The sequence below is a fragment of the Pediococcus siamensis genome, from assembly GCF_047220215.1.
Taxonomy (GTDB): domain Bacteria; phylum Bacillota; class Bacilli; order Lactobacillales; family Lactobacillaceae; genus Pediococcus; species Pediococcus siamensis.
The window spans coordinates 756,418-776,670 of the sequence record NZ_CP178375.1; the positions used below are offsets into that span (position 1 = coordinate 756,418).

Here is a 20,253-nt window from a genome sequence, read left to right on the forward strand (position 1 = left end):
ATAATTGAGTATATCACACTTCGAAATGTCTTGGGTCCGCTTCCATTTTCTTTATCTCTTGATTATGACTATGCTACAATGTAAACAACTATTAGTTGTAAGGAGAGGGTACACATGGTTACATCTGAAATTGTGGCAATTGGTAAAAATGCCATTGTTGAAAATGATCCGCTCGTAATTCTGTTTGGACCTGAAGCAACACATAATCTTAAAGATGTTGCTGTTATTCAGAAATTTACGGCAACACATCCCGAAATTAACTTGAGACGGGGCTCGAAGATCAAAGTTCGCGATCTGTCATTTGAAGTCACTTTTTGTGGCAAATTAGTAAATGCAAATCTAAACGGGGTTGGCCACGCCACTTTTTGTTTTGAGCCGGTTCCAGATACGCCTTTACAAAGTGCAATTTACTTAACACCAGAGAGATTTCCAGGTTTTTCCGTTGGAGATAAAATAACTTATATCTTTTAAGATTGCGTGGTGATTTTTTGAAAACACAAAAAGAAACTTGGAGAACGTGGTTTACAAAATTAATCCTAAATAATCGGGTCGTTGTCAATTTATTAATTGTGCTCCTGTGTTTATCGATTATATGGGTATTTTCAAAGGTGACCTGGTTTTTTCAACCAATCAGTGATTTTGCTGATATTGTTGCCTTACCAATTGTTCTGGCGGGTGTTTTGTTTTATCTATTCAATCCCTTAGTTGACCGGTTAGAAAAAAAGTATCACGTGAATCGTGTGTGGACGATCAGCGGATTGTTTGTGGTCGTGGTTTTACTGCTCGCGTGGGGGATCATCGCCTTAATTCCGGTTATCCGCAATCAAGCCTCTGACTTTTTGGAAAACTGGCCGGCTTATTGGAATCACTTAGTTGATCAGGTTGAGGCGTGGCTAAATGATCCGCGGTTAGGGCAGTTTCAAAAAGAATTTGACCAAATTAGTAAATCGACGACGAATTCCTTCTCTAAATGGGCAAGTTCGTTTGCAAATCAGACCTTTAGTTCCGTCAGTGGCGTAATCAGTTCGATTACCAAAATCGTTGTTGGTATTATCACAATGCCGTTTATCCTGTTTTATCTGCTTAAGGATGGCCATCAATTGCCTAAATATTTAGCTCACTTTTTGCCGATCGAAAAGCGTTCCGGCTTTTTAAATACTTTGGGTGAAATTAACGGAAAATTGAGTGGCTATATTCGCGGACAATTGATCGTTGCATTCTGTGTGGCAGTGATGTTTTTCGTTGGCTACGCAATCATTGGCCTAAAGTTTGCCTTAACTTTGGGGATTACGGCGGGAGTGCTTAACTTGATCCCTTACTTAGGGTCATTTTTGGCAATGGTGCCCTCGGTGGTTTTGGCCGCTTTTATTTCTCCTTGGATGTTGGTTAAGGTCTTAATTGTCTTTGCAATTGAGCAAACCATTGAGGGACGTCTGATCTCGCCATTAATTTTAGGGACTAACCTGGGAATTCATCCTGTTACCATTTTGATCGTCCTGTTAGCTTCTGGACGAATGTTTGGAGTTCTAGGCGTTATTTTTGGAATCCCAGTATATGCGGTCTCTAAAGTTATTTTGACCCATCTCTTTCGTTGGTATAAGCGCCAAAATGGCGGATATGAATAAGTGATTCAGTAAAATTAATTTCATTCGTGAAAGCCACAAACCAACTGGCGGCAAAAACAGTTGTGCTTGGGGCTTTCTTATTGCGATGGAAATTGCAGGTAAAACAACTAATAAAGAAAATTTGAGTTCGTTTTAATGAGGTAATTAAAAGTGAAAAAAAGAGAAAAAGGCGTTCAGTTTGTCCAGCAACATTTAAATTTATTTCGATGTCCAGTTTGCAAACTTGGCTATGACCATGTTGACCAAGGTAGTATTGGTTGCCCTAATCACCATATGATTGATATTTCTAAAAAAGGAACGCTTTACTTTTTGAATCATGCTGTTAAAAGCGAATATGATGCCCAGATGCTGGCTTCACGAAGACGTATATTGACGGCCGGGCTGTTTGATCCCATTTGTAAGGCTTTTAGTAGACAGATGGGTGACGATGAGGTGATTTTGGATGTCGGGTCAGGTGAAGGCACACCGCTGCAAAAAACTTTAACCCAGGTGAAAAATGCGACCGCGGTTGGTTTTGATATTTCGCAAGCGGGAATTAATCTGGCTACGCAGTTGGACTCGAACGCCTTCTTTTGTATTGCTGATTTAGCTAAGCTACCCTTTCAAGCACAACAATTTACCACGATTTTAGATCTTTTTTCGCCCTCCGCTTATGACGAATTTCAGCGCGTCCTCAAGCCTGGTGGCCAGCTTCTAAAAGTCGTTCCCAACTCGGGGTACTTAGGCGAATTGCGTCAGTTGCTGTATGCAAAAGAAAGTAAGCATGCGAGTTATCAAAATAATGATGTCGTGGCACTATTTAAAGCTCATTTTCCCCAAGCTGAGGTAATTCCGCTTCATTATACTTTCAATTTTGCGCCGCAGTTATTGCCAGACTTGATTCAAATGACACCACTGCACTGGGGAGCGACAAGTGAGAAACTAAGTCAAGCAAAAAGCTCTGGGTTAACCCACGTCACTGTGGATGTAACCCTGCTAAAGGGGATTACAGCTTGAATTGGAGCGCTTTTTAAGAATTTGCAAAATTTATTTATTGGTGTTAATATCAATAAGAAATCGGTTGCTAAGTGACATCGAGAAATCGTTGGTGCTTAGCAAGTTGTACTTCATTTAACGTAGAAGCTCGCCGTGCCTACACCGAGTGTCTACGCTTTTTTTGTTGTTGTAAGAAAATAGTAGCAGTATGATAGCTTTTGGATAGCTTTTAATTTTAATGAGAGTGAGATTGAAAATGACAAATCACATTGTACTTTTTGAACCTTTAATGCCGGCAAATACGGGTAATATCGCGCGGACTTGTGCTGGAACAGACTCCGTTTTGCATTTAATCAAACCGCTTGGTTTTTCAATTGATGACAAGCATTTGAAACGGGCGGGATTAGATTATTGGAAAGATGTCGATCTGGTCTTACATGACAACTTACCAGAGTTTATTGATTCTGTTCCTGATTTAAATAATCTGTATTTAGTGTCTAAATTTGCTGATCACGATTATACGGATGTGGATTATCATGACCAAAACAAAGATCATTATTTCCTGTTTGGTAAAGAAACGACCGGGCTCCCTGAACCCTTTATGCGGCAATTTCCAGAAAAAGCGATTCGTATTCCCCAAGATGATGATCATATTCGAGCCTTGAATTTATCTAATAGTGTCGCCATTGTGATTTATGAAGCATTGCGACAACAGGCTTTTCCAGGATTGCAACGGGTTCATCACTATGAAAATGATAAATTAAAGTAACTGGAAGATCGCTATTTTAGATAGAAAGGGGGAGCAACAGTGGCAACAAAACAAAAGAGAAAGAAGACTGGCAGAAAACGACGCCGTTCACGAAAAAATGAGTGGCAAAAAATTATCCAATCGAAAAATTTTTTGGGCGGAATATTTGTTTTATTAGCACTAATTGGCTATTTTTCGCTCGGTTATATAGGCGTTTTGGTGGCAAATGTTTTCCGTCTCCTTACAGGTGATACCTTTCAAGTGCTGCTTGTGATTTTTGGATTTTATGGTGCAGTATTGCTCATTACGGGAAAAGAGCCCAAATTTAAAAAATATTTGCACTATCTGACCGGAGGAAGCTTGCTTTATCTGGGCGCCATTCTAGTGGTCACTACGCATTTCTTTGTACAGGCAAATCAGCATAATCATTTTATTACCACCACGTGGCAGGCACTTTCGGATGCTTTTCGTTACGCCTCGATTGGGGAACCGGTGGGAGGCGGTATGCTCGGAAGCTTAATTTATACGATCACTGATTTTTGTTTTTCCGAAATTGGGAGCTTGTTTTTAGGTTGGTTAATGATTATTTTAGGAGGCGCAATTTTCTTAGGAATCCCAATGGATAAGGTGCTCCAGGTTGTCGCCCAACTGATCAAAGCGGGTGTGGCGACGTTGAAGACGGGCTTATCCCACTTCGGTGCGTATATTCAAACTAAGTGGCATACCCGCCAAGCGCGCACACAACATGAGGTGACTAGCACTAAACAGACGCCAACAGCTGATCAACAAAGCCCGACTGTTTCGGTATCTGGGCAAGAGTTGATGGCTGCTCAACAAGTGCCTTCAGAGAAAATCACAGCACCTAGTATTCATGTGGCTTCTGAACAAGAAAAAAAGGTTCCCCAAAAAACTCAGGAAAAGGTTGAAAACATAACTGAGACCGCCTTTCAAAATGCGGAAGAGCCGGCTAATCCGAATTATAAATTGCCACAATCAAGTTTGTTGACAACTATTCCGCAAACGGATCAAAGTCAAGAATATAAAACCATCCAAAAAAATACCAAGATTTTACAGCAAACGTTAACGAGTTTTGGTGTTAAAGCAACGGTAGAAAGTGTGAGTTTAGGTCCTTCTGTGACGGAGTATGAGCTGCATCCAGACATCGGTGTGAAAGTTAGCAAAATTGTGGCGTTGGCGGATGATATTGCTTTAGCTTTAGCAGCTAAGGATATCCGAATTGAAGCCCCGATTCCTGGAAAGTCTTTAATTGGAATTGAAGTGCCAAATACGGAAATTGCCACCGTATCTTTTCGGGATATTATTGAAGCTCAACCGCCACATCCGGATGCCATTTTGCAGGTTCCGATTGGACGTGATGTCTCCGGTAACTTAGTTTTAGCGGATCTTGTGCGTATGCAACATCTCTTAATTGCGGGGGCGACCGGAAGTGGGAAGTCGGTGATGATTAACGTCATTATCACAAGTTTGCTGATGAATGCCCGTCCTGATCAGGTCAAGTTTATTTTGATTGATCCCAAAAAAGTCGAGCTGGGTATTTATAAGGATATCCCACATCTGCTGACTCCTGTCGTGACAAATCCGAAAAAAGCGGCTCGGGCGTTGCACAAAGTGGTTGCTGAAATGCAGCACCGGTATGATTTATTTGCCGAGAGTGGTCAAAAGAATATTAAGACCTACAACCAATATATTACTGAGGAAAATAAAAAGGACGGCAAGAATCGTCCCCATCTGCCTTATATCGTGGTCGTGGTTGACGAATTAGCTGATTTGATGATGGTCGCACAAAATGCAGTGGAGGATGCCATTATTCGTTTGGCACAGTTAGCTCGAGCAGCAGGAATTCACATGATTATTGCCACCCAGCGTCCTTCTGTTGATGTCGTCACCGGCTTGATTAAGGCAAATGTGCCTTCACGGATTGCGTTTGCCGTTGCCAGTGGGACGGATTCACGGACAATTATTGATGCTAATGGTGCTGAGAAGTTACTTGGTCGTGGGGATATGTTGTATTATCCGATGGGAAAAAGTAAACCGGAACGGGTGCAAGGAGCGTTTATTTCTGACCGGGACGTGAAGGCTGTGGTCGATTTTGTGAAACAGCAACAAAAAGTCGCGTATGATGAATCTTTGATTGTCACTGATGAAGAAGCGCAGGCAGAAGAACAAGCTGGTGGCGAAGAAAAAGATGAGTTATATGATCAAGCCGTTGCTCTGGTAACAGAAATGCAAAAAGCAAGCACCTCCATGTTGCAGCGAAGGTTTCGAATTGGCTATAACCGGGCGGCCCGGATTGTAGATCAGTTGGAAGCAAATGGGGTAGTAGGTCCTCAAGAAGGAAGCAAACCACGTCAAGTCTTTACAAAAAAAGAGTGACGAAGATTCAAATTAGAAACAAAGCTAAACTTTTCTAATCTGGCACGGATCGTCGATTATCCGTACATGCCTAGATTCAATGAGTTAATTAAATAACATAAAAAGTGTGCCGTTTTGGCCAGATAACTCTGGTCAGAATGGCACACTTTTTTAATGCAGAATTTTGTGATAGGTTTTGTCGGTTTTTAAATTTAGCCTAACAAGTTTAGCGATGATAGGGCCGTTAAAATAACCGAACCAACCATACTAATAATCATGATCCAAACGACAATCATCGTGACTTTTTGAAATGTACTCTTTTTCTTTTTATTCATAAGGCACCACTTTCCGAAATGTTACTCACTATTCTAACGTGTTGAATTTAACTTTTCAAATTTTTTTCTAATGTTTTCGAAATTTCCCCATTTAAGCTGACAAATTCCTTCAAAAGCGAAAAAAATCCCCACCATATAGCCACTACTTTCCTAAAAATAACATAAAGCTTGATATGTCGGGCTTTATGAGTCATAATGGAACTTAAATTAAACCGTTTTTTTAACTTAAAAATGATAAAAATTAAGTATTTTAAAATAGTTTTTGAAATTAGTGGTAGGTAGTGGTGCAAAGTGGTAAACTAAGTCTGTAATCGAAAGGAAGGGGGCAATCAGTATGTTCATGGGCGAATATCAACATTCACTTGATTCAAAAGGGCGTCTGATTGTTCCGGCCAAGTTTAGAGAAGATTTGGGCACAGATTTTGTGATTACACGCGGACTGGATGGCTGTTTGTTTGGATATCCTTTATCAGAATGGCAGCATATTCAGGATAATTTAAAAAAATTACCGCTTAACAAACGCAATAATCGTGCGTTTGTCCGTTTCCTTTTTGCGGATGCAACCCAATGCAACTTTGATAAGCAAGGGCGTATTAATATTCCTAAGCAATTACGTGAACATGCAAAACTTACTAAGAAATGTGTTTTAGTTGGTGTTTCAAATCGATTTGAAATTTGGGACGAGGATCAATGGAACGCAGTAACTGCTGATACTGAAGAAAACTTTGATGATATTGCCGAAAATTTAATTGATTTTGGCCTGTAGGAGTATGAAAAAATGAGTGAATTTCAACATACAACGGTTTTATTAAACCAAGCAATTGATGAACTAAATCCTAAAGAAAATGGTATTTACGTTGATTGCACGCTTGGCGGTGGGGGTCATAGCCAGTTGATTTTGAGCAAATTAAGTCATGAAGGTCATCTTTATGCGTTTGATCAGGACGTTACGGCAATTAAATATAATCAAGAACATCTAAAAAAATATTTAGATCAAAAACAAGTCACTTTTATTGAAGATAATTTTAAAAATATTAAACAAGATCTTGCTGAACACGGCGTTCAACAAGTTGATGGGATTGTCTATGATTTAGGGGTTTCATCACCACAACTGGACGATGCTAAGCGAGGATTCAGCTACCAACATGATGCCCCTTTAGATATGCGGATGGATCAGTCTGCCAAATTAAATGCGCAAATTGTTGTGAATGAATGGTCTTATGCCGATTTAGTAAAAATTTTTTTCCGCTATGGTGAAGAGCGCTACGCCAAGCAGATTGCACGTGAAATTGAGCGTCAGCGCGAAGTTTCCCCGATCCAGACAACTGGTGAATTAGTTGAGCTCATTAAAAAGGCCATTCCGGCTGCTGCTCGTCGTACAGGTGGTCATCCGGCAAAACGTGTTTTCCAGGCGATTCGCATTGCTGTCAATAACGAGTTAGGCGTTTTGGAAACCTCTTTAGAGCAAGCACTAACGGTATTAAAAGTTGGTGGCCGGATTAGTGTCATTACTTTTCAATCCTTAGAAGATCGGCTAGTAAAAAATATTTTTAAAGAAAATTCAAGTTTACCGGAGCTTCCTCCGGGGTTACCTGTTGTTCCTAAAGAACTCGAACCTCATTTTAAATTAGTCACTAGAAAACCCATTTTACCTAGTAAGGAAGAGTTAACACATAATCATCGTGCGCACAGTGCGCGCCTCCGAGTTATTGAAAAAATAAAATAGGGACTGATTTATAATGGCACAAAATAATTTAGCAGAAGCATTTCCAGCGAGTAAACCTGTAAAACGGCGAATACCAGACCTTAAAGAAGGGACGATACATAAGGCAAAGTCGGTTGTCATTCCAAAATCTTTGCCATTTTCAAAATTTGAGAAAATCTTAATGACATTCTGCGGTATAATTTTGACAGGCTTAATGATTGTAGTCGTTTCTGGTAAAATAACTTTATCGAGCGCACAACATGAATTATCTAGTACACAGTCGCAAGTTACCAAAGTATCTGCTGATAACAGTAATCTTAAGCAAGAAGTGAACCAGCTTTCGAGTCGTACACGCTTAAACAAGATTGCCAAACAGTACGGACTAAGCCTGACAACTCAGAATATAAGGAATGTTAATAAATGAACAAAAAAGAAAAACGTTCAAAGAAGAACGACAATAATAAATCAAGCCAAAATCGAAGAGCGTTCGGTCAATGGCTTTTTTTCATAGCCATTGCCCTCTTTGTGATTTTAATTCTACGTTTTTCCTATATTGCAATTGGCGGGACTGTAGAACACATCAATTTGAGTTCACAGGCCCGTCGTTTATATACGGATAATAAGGTGTTGAAGGCACAGCGCGGCTCTATTTTGGATGCTTCGGGACAACCGATTGCAGAAGATACCAGCACCTATTCGATTTATGCTGTTTTGGATAAAACGCAGGTTGGCGCTAATAAGAAACCGCTCTATGTGACTAATAAAAAGAAAACCGCTAGAGTCCTCGCTAAATATTTACCTATTAGTGAAAAAAAGGTTCTAAAGGCTTTAAATCCAAGCAATAAAAAATCCTTTCAGGTTGAATTTGGCACGGCCGGTAAAAATATCTCGGTTGCCACAAAGGAAAAAATCGAATCCTATAAATTAACGGGAATTAATTTTATTCAGTCAGAGGCCCGTTTATATCCTAATGGCACGTTTGCTTCAAATTTGATTGGGATCACTTCACAAACCCAAAAGAAAAATTCTGACGTGACCCAGTTAAAGGGGGTCATGGGAATTGAAAGTGCCTTTAACCAAAAACTGACCGGAACGGACGGGCAGCGTTCCATTCAAAAAGATAAGTTTGGCTATCAGTTGCCATCTTCACAAGAAGAAAAGGCGGCAGTTAACGGGCAAAACATTTACACAACTTTAGATACGCGCCTGCAGACACTGTTAGAAACAGAAATGTCAAAGGTTCAGTCTCAAGTGCATGCAAAGTCAATGACAGCAACCATTATGAATGCCAAAACGGGCGCAATTTTAGCAACCTCACAACGGCCGACCTTTAACCCCACCACTAAAAATGGCATTAGTAAGGCTTGGAACAATGCGATCGTTCAAGATACGTTTGAACCTGGGTCAACCATGAAAGTGTTTACTACTGCCGCCGCAATTGACAGTGGCCATTTTAATGCTAAGGAAAAGTACAAGTCAGGAACTTATAAGATCGATGGTCAGGTAGTCCCGGATTGGCAAACTTCAGGTTGGGGACTTATTACCTATGAAGAAGGATTTGCACGATCAAGTAACGTGGCGATGGCACATTTGGAACAAAAGATGGGCGCCAAAACTTGGAAAAAATACATTAATCGATTTAAGTTTTTACAAAGCACAAATTCGGGGTTAAACGGTGAAGCAACTGGTAGCATTCAGTTTAGCTATCCGATTGATCAGGCCGATACGGCATTTGGGCAGGGAATTGATGTAACGGACATGCAAATGTTACAGGGATTCACGGCGATTGCAAATAATGGTAAGATGGTAAAACCGCAATACATTAAGAAAATTGTGACTAGTGATGGGAAAGTAACTTACCGTATGAAAACCAAGACGATTGGCCACCCCATTAAAAGTTCTACCGCCAAAGAGGTCCGCAAGTTAATGCAAGACGTTGTTTATAAGAGTTACGGAATTGGGCAAAACTTTAAAATAAAAGGCTACCGTGTGGCTGCCAAAACGGGGACTGCCCAAGTGGTAGGCTCAAACGGAACCTACCTAAATGGAGATGATAGTTATCTTTATTCTGTTGTGGGGATGGTACCGGCTAATAATCCTAAATATATTATGTACATTACGATGAAGCAGCCAACCCTTCCTGAAGATAAGACGGCTACCCAGCTATTAGATGAAATTTTTGGGCCTGTCATGAAACAAGCACTGGGAGAGAATGCTTCAACTGCTCAAAATCAGGTATCGGGTAAAACAACAATTTCCAGCTATATTGGCGATTCTTCGGATAATGCCGTGAAGGAGTTAGGAAAGAAAAATATCGCGGCAACCGTATTGGGAGATGCAGGTACTGTTACCCAGCAATCACCAAGTGCCAATACAGAAATGTTGGCTGGACAGCGAGTTATTTTAGTTACTAGCGGTCAGATGAAGATGCCTGATTTGTCAGGTTGGTCCAGAAATGATGTCTTAAAACTCACCAAATTAGTGGGTATGCAGGCTGATTTTTCGGGAACTGGTTTTGTGAAGTCACAGTCAATTAAAAAAGGGACACTGATCCAAAGCGGTCAGACCCTAACAGTAAAATTAAAGCAAAAGTAGAGAATGGAGTTTAACTTAATTATGAATGCAATTGAACAACTCGGAACGGTATTTTTGAGCTTTCTCATGACCGTCATTGCCATGCCATCGTTTATTAATTATTTTCGTAAACGCAACGAAGGACAAATGATTCGTGAGGAAGGTCCGAAATGGCATGAAAAAAAATCAGGGACCCCAACAATGGGCGGCTTAATATTTATTATTGCCATTAGTTTGAGCAGTCTGATTTTTGAGCTTGTCAGTCATCAGTTAAATGCAACTGGCCTTATTTTGATCTTCATTTTGATTATGTACGGGCTTTTGGGTTTCTGGGATGACAGCATTAAGTTAATGAAAAAGCAAAATGAAGGGTTGAAAGCTTGGCAAAAATTTCTTGGTCAGGTTATTGGCGCCGTTATCTTGTATTTTGTTTACGTGCATGAAGGCTTTGCACGTGTCTTAAACATTCCGTTTTTAGGTGAATGGCAATTGGGAGCTTGGTTCATCTTGTTTGTGGTCTTCTGGTTGGTTGGCTTTTCCAATGCCGTTAACCTTTCCGACGGCCTTGATGGCTTAGTTAGTGGCCTGGCAATCATTGCCTTTGGAGCTTATGCGATTATCGCAGCGGTTCAAAAACAATATGATGTCTTAGTCTTTTGTTTAGCTGTTATTGGGGCTTTAGCAGGATTCTTTATTTTTAACCACAAACCAGCCAAAATTTTTATGGGTGACATGGGGTCGCTTGCGTTAGGAGGAGCTCTGGCTGCAGTTTCAATCTTAGTTCATCACGAGGTTGCTTTACTGTTGATCGGCATTGTATTTGTTTGTGAAACGGCTAGTGTCATTTTACAAGTGCTTTCTTTTAAACTCACTGGACACCGGATTTTTAAAATGAGTCCGATTCATCACCATTTTGAAATGTTGGGCTGGAGTGAATGGAAAGTGGACCTTGTTTTTTGGGCGGTAGGCCTCATTGGCGCGATCTTAGCATTAATCGGTATTCTAAGTTAAATGGTGTTTTAAAAAGGATTGAATTTTGAAGGGGCATAACATGAAAGACTTGACGAAGTATGAGGATCAGAAGATATTAGTTTTGGGACTGGCTAAGAGCGGGGTGAGTGCAGCACGCTTACTCCAAAAGCTGGGGGCACTAGTGACAGTTAATGACGCAAAGCCATTTGACGAAAATCCGGATGCGCAGGCCTTACTGGAAGACGGCATTAAGGTGATCACCGGTGGGCATCCATTAACACTGCTAGATGAAGGCTTTGAAATGATTGTGAAAAATCCGGGAATCCCATATACAAATCCAATTATTAAAGGGGCACTGGAGAAAAAAATCCCCATCATTTCAGAACCGGAATTAGCTTTTCAGGTACTCAGCGGCGAACTGATTGGGATTACTGGTAGCAATGGTAAAACGACGACCACAACGTTAATTCAGTTGATGTTGGAAAAAAATCGACCTAGTGGGCATGCTTATTTGGCAGGTAATATTGGCATTCCCGCAACCACAGTAGTTCAAAAGGTGCAATCAAATGATGTGATGGTTACGGAATTATCTAGTTTTATGCTTGCCAGCATTACGACGCTTAAACCGCACATTGCAGTCATTACTAACATCTTCTCCAACCACTTAGATTGGCATGGCAGTCGGGAAAACTATGTGCGTGACAAAATGCACATTACGAAAAATCAAACCGCTGAAGATTTTCTTGTCATCAATTGGGATAATCCAGAGTGGCAACAGTTAAGTCAACAAAGCAAAGCTCAAGTTGTCCCGTTTTCTCGTCAGGGCTTAAGTACGCAGGGGGCCTATCAAAAAGGAGACTTTTTGTATTTTCGGGATGAACAAATTATAAACGTTGAAGACATCAAGGTTCCTGGTGTTCAAAATGTTGAGAATGCTTTAGCAGCCATTGCCGTTGCCAAAATCAGCGGGCAATCCAATGAAGCGATTGTGTCAGTACTTAAGACTTTCGGCGGAGTTAAGCATCGGGTGCAGTATGTTGAGTCCTTTGCTGGTCGAGACTTCTATAATGACTCTAAAGCGACTGATATTGAGGCAACACAGGTAGCCTTGCGTTCCTTTAAGAAACCGGTAGTGTTAATTGCGGGTGGTTTAGACCGTGGGTACACCTTTGAAAGATTGGAAGCTGATTTTAAAGTTCATGTGAAAGCAATTGTGCTCGTTGGCGAAACCAAAAATTTGTTAGCAGAAACCGCTAAACAGGCGGGGGTGCCGACAATTGAATTTGCCACCAAAGTAAAAGATGCCGTTTTAAAAGCATTTACACTAAGTGCACCAGGCGATGTCGTTTTACTATCACCGGCGAATGCTAGTTGGGATCAATATCCGACATTTGAAGTGCGTGGTGATGAATTTATTGAGGCAGTAAAGGCACTTGAAAGTGGAGAGGAGGGGTAAGGATGCGATTAATGATATCAGGTGGCGGAACCGGGGGCCATATTTATCCAGCTTTGGCGCTTATCGAAGCTTTAAAAAAACGGGAACCGGAGTCGCAGGTTTTGTACGTAGGAACGGAAAAGGGGCTTGAAAGTCGCATTGTGCCTGACCAGGGCATCCCTTTTAAAACGATTAAAATTCAGGGCTTCAAACGTTCGCTTTCGCTAGAAAACTTTAAAACAATTGGGCTGTTTCTAAAGAGTGTTGCTGATGCCCACAAGATGATTAAAGAGTTTCGTCCAGACGTCGTTGTGGGAACTGGCGGTTATGTGAGTGGTGCAGTGGTATTTGCGGCTAGTCTACAGCATATTCCAACTGTCATTCACGAACAAAATAGCGTTGTCGGGGTCACCAATAAGTTTTTGAGCCATTTCGTTACAAAAATTGGGATCTCGTTTGAAGATGCGCGCGCCCAATTTCCGGCGAAGAAAGTTGTTTTTACAGGTAATCCGCGTGCGACTCAAGTGGCTGCTATGCAACCAAACGATGGCTTGCAAAAGTATGGCCTCAAAAGTGAGTTACCGACCCTGCTCATTTTTGGTGGCAGTCGGGGAGCAGAACGAATTAATGCGGCCACCGTGGCGGCACTCCCAGAGTTGAAGAATCGTAAGTATCAGGTTTTGTTTGTTACCGGCCGGGTCCATTTTCAAAAAATAAGTGATTCTTTGAGTGGACAAGAAATCGGGGCGAACATTGTCATTCGACCGTACATCAAAAAAATGCCGGAATTATTGCCAAATTTCCAGGCCATTCTGGGCCGTGCTGGGGCAACGAGTATTGCTGAGATTACGGCATTGGGGATTCCTTCAATTTTGGTTCCCAGTCCGTATGTGACGAATGATCATCAAACTAAGAATGCAAAGAGTCTGGTCAAAAATGGAGCAGCTGAGCTTTTGCCTGAATCGCAACTTACTGGGCCTTCACTGCTAAAAACAGTTGATGCGCTAATGAACGACCAAGGTAAACGTGAAGAAATGAGCGTTGCTGCTAAAAAAATGGGACGTCCTCAGGCTGCTGACGATTTACTGGATGTTCTAGAATCCGTGATTAAAAACTAGTTTTTGGGGGTGGCAAACTTGTTTGGAAAAAGAAGAAAGGTAGTCCCGCCAACAAAAAAAGAGTTAACACCATGGGAGAAAGCGCAACGCGTTCACCAGGTTAATCAGCCACGGGTCGCAAAAGCCAAGCGACCAAGTGGGCATCGATTTCGATTTAAAGGCTCCACGAAGTTACGTGTGGTGCTGGTTACACTTGTGTGTGGGGTTGCATTAGTCAGTGGATATCTCCTTTCACCACTTAGCAAAGTGCAATCGATTGAGGTTGTCGGTAACCAGCATTTTTCAAAAAAGCAGATTTTAAAAGCGGGAAACGTCAAAAAGAACGATTGGATTTTTCCATACTTAGTCGGGACGCGTGATCAATCAGCGGAGGTTTACAAAAAACAACCTAAACTATTGCGGTATCGCATTACGCGAACGGGAGTCAATCGCATAAAGATTTCGGTTAAGGAAAATTTAACTGCGGGATATGTTTTCCGAAATAAGATGTATTACACCATTTTAGATAATGGAAAAGTCATCAAGAAAACTAAGAGTGAACCGTCTGGTGACTATCCCGTCTTTAAGAATTTTCACACGACGGGACGGTTGAGCGCACTTTTAAAACAGTATCGGCAACTCCCCGCGGTTGTCCGTGCCGGAATATCCGAGATTGATTACGCACCTAAAAAAAATAATCCGAATCTGATTCACCTCTACATGAATGATGGGAATGAAGTTTATGCAGTTTTGCCGACGTTTGCTGCCAAGATGAAGTATTATCCACAAATGGCAGCCGCAATGAAGCAAAAGGGCGTGATCGATTTAGAGGTGGGTGCCTATTCCTATCCGTTTTCAAATCGAAGTAAGGAAAAGAGTAGCCAAACTACTCAAAAAACTTCGGGTGCTCAAAGCAGCAGTTCCAGTCAAACCAGTGCGCAATGGAGCTCTGGTTCAAGTACAAACACAGGTGCGAGTTCTAGTGCAGCGGTTGTGTCAAGCAGCAGCTCAGTAAATCAAACGGGCACCAACTAAAACAAGAAAAATATTTTCAAAAATAATTTTTTTAATTTTTAAGATTATTTACACATTTTTTTAAAAGAATTCGCTATTTAAATACATTGAAGTTATGGTAAACTTGAGAGTATATACAAAGGTCTAAAATAGGGTATGTTTAGGAGGTTCCTTTATTATGGATAATTCAGGAATTTATGTTGGACTTGATATAGGAACCACCTCAATAAAAGTCATTGTTGCTGAGTACGTAAATGGGCAAATGAGTGTTATTGGAGTGGGAAGTGAACGCTCTGATGGAATGAATCGTGGTGTCATCGTAGATATTGACAAAGCTTCGGCAGCGATCAAAAGAGCAATTTCAGTTGCAGAAAATAAAGCAAACTTAAAGATTCACGAAGTAGTAGCTGGTGTACCAGCTAACTTACTGAAAATTGAACCATGTCGGGGCATGATCGCCATTGCGGAAACCTCGCGTGAGATTACCAATCAGGATGTCATTAATGTGGCTAACGCGGCATCAGTACACAGCTTACCGCCAGAGCAAGAAGTCATCGACGTCTTACCAGATGAGTTTGTGGTGGACGGCTTCGATGGGATTAAGGATCCTCGCGGGATGGTCGGCGTCCGTTTAGAAATGAATGGAACGGTATTAACTGGACCTAAGACGATTATCCATAATACTAAGCGGGCAATTCAGCAAGCGGGCTTGCATTTAACTGATTTAGTGCTGAACCCGTTGGCATTGGGTAAAACCGTGTTAAACGATGGGGAGCAGGATTTTGGTACCATCTTGATTGATATGGGGGCTGGTCAAACGACCACCTCAATTATTCATGACCACCATTTGAAGTATACATATGTTGATCAAGAAGGCGGTCAGTATGTGACAAAGGATATTTCTGTGGTCTTGAACACGTCACTCAGTAACGCTGAAAAGTTGAAACGTGAGTATGGTTATGCGTTTGCGGACGGTGCGAGTGAAGATAGTTTTCCAGTCGAAGTGGTGGGGCAATCCGCACCAGCACAGATTACGGAAAAATATTTGGCAGAAATTATTGAAGCTAGACTAGAACAAATCTTAAACAACGCTTATAATCATCTTGAGAACATTGATGCTTTAGAAATGCCCGGTGGGGTAGTGATTACTGGTGGTGCAGCGGCGATTCCTGGAATTCAGAACTTAGCAGCGGATATCTTCGGAACGAACGTGAAGTTGTATGTTCCTGAACCGATGGGCTTACGTCATCCAGCCTTTGCGCAAGCTTATGCTTTATTGAATTATGAGGCCTCGTTAAGTGAAGTGGATGTCTTAGCCAAAAGTGCAATGGTCGCTGGAACTCGTAAAGTTCCTGAGCAACAGGCTTTTGATGAAGAGACAACCGATGACGTTGCTTACGAACCTAATACAGCAGAACCACAAACTTCGGCAAAACCGGTCAAAAAAACCAAACCCAAAAAGGAATCGTCATTTTCGTTTGGCGGGTTAATGGCAAGCATCAAACGCTGGTTTAGCGAATTCTTTGACTAACTAATCATAATGGAGGAAAAAGGGATGGAATTTACAATGGACGACAAACAAAATGCTGGTGCAAACATCAAAGTGATTGGTGTCGGTGGTGGCGGTGGTAATGCCGTAAACCGGATGATCGCTGAAGGTGTAAAAGGCGTTCAATTTATTGTTGCGAATACAGATGTCCAAGCTTTAAAGCAATCAAAGGCGGACACAAAAATTCAATTAGGACCGAAGCTCACTAAAGGATTGGGCGCTGGCTCAACTCCTGAAGTTGGTACAAAAGCTGCTCAAGAAAGCGAACAAACAATTTCTTCTGCCTTAGAGGGTGCAGATATGGTTTTTGTTACAGCCGGAATGGGTGGTGGTACCGGAACAGGTGCTGCACCATTAGTTTCAAAAATTGCTAAAGAAACCGGTGCCTTGACGGTTGGCGTTGTGACTCGTCCATTTAGCTTTGAGGGACCAAAACGGGCTCGCTTTGCTGCTGAAGGTGTGGCTCAAATGAAAGAGCATGTGGACACACTGATTATTATTGCCAACAATCGTTTGTTAGAAATGGTTGATAAGAAGACTCCGATGATGGAAGCGTTTAGCGAAGCAGATAATGTTTTACGTCAAGGTGTCCAAGGAATCTCTGATTTAATTACTTCACCTGGCTACGTTAACTTGGACTTTGCTGACGTTAAAACCGTGATGTCTAACCAAGGTTCTGCATTGATGGGAATTGGTTCCGCTAATGGTGAAAACCGGACAGAAGAAGCTACTAAAAAGGCAATCTCCTCGCCATTGCTTGAAGTTTCAATTGATGGTGCGGAACAAGTACTTTTGAATATTACCGGTGGTCCAGACTTGTCCTTGTTTGAAGCCCAAGCAGCTTCAGAAATTGTGGCAAAGGCTGCAACTGATGATGTAAATATTATTTTCGGAACTTCAATTGACGAAAATATGAAGGATGAAGTTAGGGTGACAGTTATTGCAACTGGTATTGACAAGAAGTCTGATCGTCCTTTGCATCGCGCAAGCGCTCGGACAACATTTGACAATGCTTCGAGTACCAGCTCAACAAACGCAACGCCATCTTTTAACGAACCTAAAGCAAGTAGTGCTGCTCCAAAGTCCGAAGAAAGCACGTCTAAAAAGGATGATCCGTTTGGAGATTGGCAACTTCGTCAAACAAACTCGAATGGGGTTCGACCAACCTCTGTTGAAGACGATAATGAATTTAAGGATATTGAAAAAAAGGACTTCAATGTTTTTAACGATTCAGATAACGATAATGATAAAGGTGTGGATACACCACCATTTTTCAAACGTCGTCGTAAATAATTGAATATTTAGTAATGTGGGCTGGGAACAAGACAACTGTTTTGTCCCAGTTCTTTGGTACAGCGTCATTATTAGGAGGCGGTCTGTATGGCATTAAACGATCGATTTAACCACTTATTCGGGCTGGATGACGAGCAATCTGAACCAGTAGATGAGCGGAATTCAGAAACTACGACTGATAATCAGGTAATTCCAGTGGATAATATTTCAGGTTCTAAGAGTAAAATTGCATTATTTGAGCCACGTATTTTTAGTGATGCCAAGGAAGCGGCAAAGCAATTAATTGCCGGACAGGCCGTCATTTTGAATTTTGAGCGCATTGATGAGCAGCAGGCAAAAAGGATCGTGGATTTTTTGTCAGGAACTTTATATGCGATTGATGGTTCAATTGAAGAAGTGGGCACAAAGATTTTTCTTTGCACCCCACAAAGTTTTGAAATTAATGGCAGTCTCTATACAAACATTCAGAATGGTGATTTAGATAACGACAACCTAAATAAGGAGTAAACATTTGATCTTTTTATTTTCAATTATAAGCAGACTCATTCAACTTTATATGTTATTGATTTTTGTTTTTGTACTCATGTCATGGTTCCCGGGTGCTTACCAAACCAAATTAGGACAGTGGCTAGCTAAGATTTGTGTGCCATATTTAAAGGTGTTTCAGTTTGTGCCGCCGATCTTCGGATTGGACTTTTCGCCGATTTTGGCTATTATAGTACTGGAAATGGCTCAGTATGGGGTTGTGGCGTTAAGCAACTTCTTCTATTAAGCTCATTTTGGTAACCAGACTGGTGCAGGTTTAGAGGATGATTTTTGAGGGGATTTGAGATGGACAATATTACACAACATTTTCGTCCAGAGGAAGCCACTTTTGTTGAAGAAGCAACCGGATGGATCCAAGAAGTACGTGATCAAAATCGGTTTATTTTAACGAACTTCCTGAATCCTCGTGAACGGTTCATCTTAACAACGTTGGTTAATCGTTTAGACGAAATTAAATTACGAAGTTTTGGCGGTTACGCTAGCGCAGAGATGCAGCGGTCAATTATTTTTCCGGATTATTTTTTCCCAGAGCAGACAGATTTTAACGTAACCCTATTAGCGATTCAGTACCCGGTCAAATTTGCGCAGATCCATCATCGTAATGTGCTGGGAACTCTAAGTCATATGGGTGTAGAAAGAGATACTTTTGGTGATATTATTTCCAATGGTGAGGTTTGGCAATTCTTTGTCAAAACAGAAATGGTTGATTTCTTTCTTTCCCAAGTGACGCGCATTGGCAAAATAAAAGTTCGGTTAGACGAGCAGGCGTTGGCGAGTGCGGTCATGCCAGAAAATGATTGGGTTCCGTCCAGCACGACGGTCGCTTCGCTACGGGTTGATTCACTGATTGCGGAAGGGTTTCATTTATCACGAAATCATGCCAAACAATTATTGGAAGAGCGAAAAGTTACCCTGAATTGGAAACTACACCAACGTCCTGACTTTGAACTGGTTGAAAATGATTTAGTGTCTGTGCGCGGCTATGGCCGTATCCGATTAGATAGCGTTGAAGGTGCTACAAAAAAAGGAAAGATTAGAGTAGAACTCGCAACCATTAATAGTAAACAAAAAAGATGATGGAGGAATTAGTATGTCTTTAGATCCGGTAGATATTCAAAATAAACAGTTTTCGAATAAAATGCGCGGATACAATCCAAATGAAGTTGATGAATTTTTACAACAAGTTGCAATTGAATATCGACAGGCGTTAGACAAAATTTCGGCACTCCAAAAAGAGGTTGAAAATGCTGAAACAAAACTTGAATATTTTGACGATATGAAAGAGGCCCTCAATAAGTCAATTTTGGTGGCGCAAGATGCGGCTGATAAAGTAAAAAATAGTTCCAAACGAGAAGCAGAATTAACAGCAGAAGAGGCGCAAAAAAAGGCAGACAGTTTGGTGCAAAAGGCAAGATCCAGTGCTGAGGCCGTGATTGACGAGCAAGCTGAAAAAGCGAAGAAATTAATTTTGGCAACTAACGAATTGCGTAAAAATGCGCGTTTGTATCGTCAACGCGTGCAGGTGCTAGTCGATTCCCAACTCCAAATGATTAATGGCAGTGAATGGGATAGTCTTTTAAAAGAAGACCAAGATGTTCAGGTAAGTGATTTGCGGGATGCAATGTTGCAAACAGGGACACTTGACAAGATTAAAGAAGCAAGTGTAAACTCAGTTGATGAAGAAGATGCTGGTGATATTACCCCAGCTGTGGAACCTGAATCAGAAAATTCTGAAGCGGCAGCTAAGCCGATTGCTTCAACTGCCCGAGATGGCGCCGATAACGCAAAAGAGGGAGAGCAAAGCCCTAAGTCAGAGCAGTCAACGGCTCCAGAAACAGTCGTTGTCTTCCCTGATGATGCACCTAAAGGAGAACAATCTGGTTCTGGTCTTCATGTAAATGCTAAAAATTAATAGATGCTCTGTGAGGAGAACAGGCTAAGATAAAAAAACTGGCAGCGAGTTAGCGATTTGGTGAAAGGCTAATCAGAATATTATGTTAGTATCATCTCCG

Annotated in this window: 20 protein-coding genes; 19 read left to right on the forward strand and 1 reads right to left on the reverse strand. The window is 41.3% G+C overall.

What is annotated here, in order from left to right; genetic code table 11:
- Positions 1–114 precede the first annotated feature (114 nt).
- From ACLJJ6_RS03680 to ACLJJ6_RS03700, 5 genes are all read left to right on the forward strand, one after another.
- Complete coding sequence (locus ACLJJ6_RS03680) at positions 115–471, forward strand: PTS glucitol/sorbitol transporter subunit IIA (RefSeq protein ID WP_412990074.1); 357 nt, start codon at positions 115–117, stop codon at positions 469–471.
- Positions 472–488: 17 nt separating this feature from the next.
- Positions 489–1,625, forward strand: coding sequence for an AI-2E family transporter (locus ACLJJ6_RS03685; RefSeq protein WP_412990075.1), 1,137 nt, complete (start codon positions 489–491; stop codon positions 1,623–1,625).
- Positions 1,626–1,775: 150 nt separating this feature from the next.
- Positions 1,776–2,621, forward strand: a complete 846-nt coding sequence (locus tag ACLJJ6_RS03690; protein ID WP_412990076.1) for a methyltransferase domain-containing protein — start codon at positions 1,776–1,778, stop codon at positions 2,619–2,621.
- A gap of 235 nt (positions 2,622–2,856) precedes the next feature.
- Positions 2,857–3,369, forward strand: coding sequence for a tRNA (cytidine(34)-2'-O)-methyltransferase (locus tag ACLJJ6_RS03695; protein WP_412990077.1), 513 nt, complete (start codon positions 2,857–2,859; stop codon positions 3,367–3,369).
- A gap of 39 nt (positions 3,370–3,408) precedes the next feature.
- The gene (locus ACLJJ6_RS03700) at positions 3,409–5,742 is read left to right on the forward strand and encodes a DNA translocase FtsK (RefSeq protein WP_412990078.1); all 2,334 of its coding nucleotides are present in this window, start codon (positions 3,409–3,411) and stop codon (positions 5,740–5,742) included.
- Positions 5,743–5,933: 191 nt separating this feature from the next.
- Here ACLJJ6_RS03700 and ACLJJ6_RS03705 read toward each other — a convergent pair whose 3' ends face one another.
- A complete protein-coding gene (locus ACLJJ6_RS03705) occupies positions 5,934–6,056 on the reverse strand; it encodes a DUF4044 domain-containing protein (RefSeq protein ID WP_412990079.1) in 123 nt (40 codons plus the stop codon).
- 334 nt (positions 6,057–6,390) lie between these two features.
- Between ACLJJ6_RS03705 and mraZ the strand changes: the two genes are divergently transcribed.
- From mraZ to ACLJJ6_RS03775, 14 genes are all read left to right on the forward strand, one after another.
- The gene (mraZ, locus tag ACLJJ6_RS03710; protein WP_412990080.1) at positions 6,391–6,822 is read left to right on the forward strand and encodes a division/cell wall cluster transcriptional repressor MraZ; all 432 of its coding nucleotides are present in this window, start codon (positions 6,391–6,393) and stop codon (positions 6,820–6,822) included.
- A gap of 12 nt (positions 6,823–6,834) precedes the next feature.
- On the forward strand, positions 6,835–7,782 hold the full coding sequence (rsmH, locus tag ACLJJ6_RS03715; protein ID WP_412990081.1) for a 16S rRNA (cytosine(1402)-N(4))-methyltransferase RsmH: 948 nt from the start codon (positions 6,835–6,837) through the stop codon (positions 7,780–7,782).
- Between the two features lie 13 nt (positions 7,783–7,795).
- Positions 7,796–8,185 (forward strand): cell division protein FtsL, encoded by a 390-nt coding sequence (gene ftsL, locus ACLJJ6_RS03720; protein WP_412990082.1) that lies wholly within the window; start codon positions 7,796–7,798, stop codon positions 8,183–8,185.
- Positions 8,182–10,356 carry a penicillin-binding transpeptidase domain-containing protein gene (locus tag ACLJJ6_RS03725; protein WP_412990083.1) on the forward strand — a complete coding sequence of 725 codons (2,175 nt, stop codon included), beginning with the start codon at positions 8,182–8,184 and terminating at the stop codon, positions 10,354–10,356. The genes ftsL and ACLJJ6_RS03725 overlap by 4 nt, the downstream gene beginning before the upstream one ends.
- A 21-nt stretch (positions 10,357–10,377) precedes the next feature.
- Entirely contained in the window at positions 10,378–11,346 is a 969-nt protein-coding gene (mraY, locus tag ACLJJ6_RS03730) for a phospho-N-acetylmuramoyl-pentapeptide-transferase (protein WP_412990084.1), read from the forward strand.
- Between the two features lie 40 nt (positions 11,347–11,386).
- Positions 11,387–12,763, forward strand: a complete 1,377-nt coding sequence (gene murD, locus ACLJJ6_RS03735) for a UDP-N-acetylmuramoyl-L-alanine--D-glutamate ligase (protein ID WP_412990086.1) — start codon at positions 11,387–11,389, stop codon at positions 12,761–12,763.
- Between the two features lie 2 nt (positions 12,764–12,765).
- The gene (gene murG / locus ACLJJ6_RS03740) at positions 12,766–13,860 is read left to right on the forward strand and encodes an undecaprenyldiphospho-muramoylpentapeptide beta-N-acetylglucosaminyltransferase (RefSeq protein ID WP_412990087.1); all 1,095 of its coding nucleotides are present in this window, start codon (positions 12,766–12,768) and stop codon (positions 13,858–13,860) included.
- 18 nt (positions 13,861–13,878) lie between these two features.
- Positions 13,879–14,874, forward strand: coding sequence for a cell division protein FtsQ/DivIB (locus tag ACLJJ6_RS03745; RefSeq protein ID WP_412990088.1), 996 nt, complete (start codon positions 13,879–13,881; stop codon positions 14,872–14,874).
- A 157-nt stretch (positions 14,875–15,031) separates the two neighbouring features.
- Positions 15,032–16,384 (forward strand): cell division protein FtsA, encoded by a 1,353-nt coding sequence (gene ftsA, locus ACLJJ6_RS03750; protein WP_412990089.1) that lies wholly within the window; start codon positions 15,032–15,034, stop codon positions 16,382–16,384.
- Positions 16,385–16,408: 24 nt separating this feature from the next.
- Complete coding sequence (gene ftsZ, locus ACLJJ6_RS03755) at positions 16,409–17,695, forward strand: cell division protein FtsZ (protein ID WP_412990090.1); 1,287 nt, start codon at positions 16,409–16,411, stop codon at positions 17,693–17,695.
- An 87-nt stretch (positions 17,696–17,782) separates the two neighbouring features.
- A complete protein-coding gene (locus ACLJJ6_RS03760; protein WP_412990091.1) occupies positions 17,783–18,202 on the forward strand; it encodes a cell division protein SepF in 420 nt (139 codons plus the stop codon).
- Between the two features lie 4 nt (positions 18,203–18,206).
- Positions 18,207–18,467 carry a YggT family protein gene (locus ACLJJ6_RS03765; protein ID WP_412990092.1) on the forward strand — a complete coding sequence of 87 codons (261 nt, stop codon included), beginning with the start codon at positions 18,207–18,209 and terminating at the stop codon, positions 18,465–18,467.
- Positions 18,468–18,526: 59 nt separating this feature from the next.
- The gene (locus ACLJJ6_RS03770; protein ID WP_412990093.1) at positions 18,527–19,318 is read left to right on the forward strand and encodes an RNA-binding protein; all 792 of its coding nucleotides are present in this window, start codon (positions 18,527–18,529) and stop codon (positions 19,316–19,318) included.
- Between the two features lie 13 nt (positions 19,319–19,331).
- Positions 19,332–20,153 carry a DivIVA domain-containing protein gene (locus tag ACLJJ6_RS03775; protein ID WP_412990094.1) on the forward strand — a complete coding sequence of 274 codons (822 nt, stop codon included), beginning with the start codon at positions 19,332–19,334 and terminating at the stop codon, positions 20,151–20,153.
- The last annotated feature ends 100 nt before the right edge of the window (positions 20,154–20,253 follow it).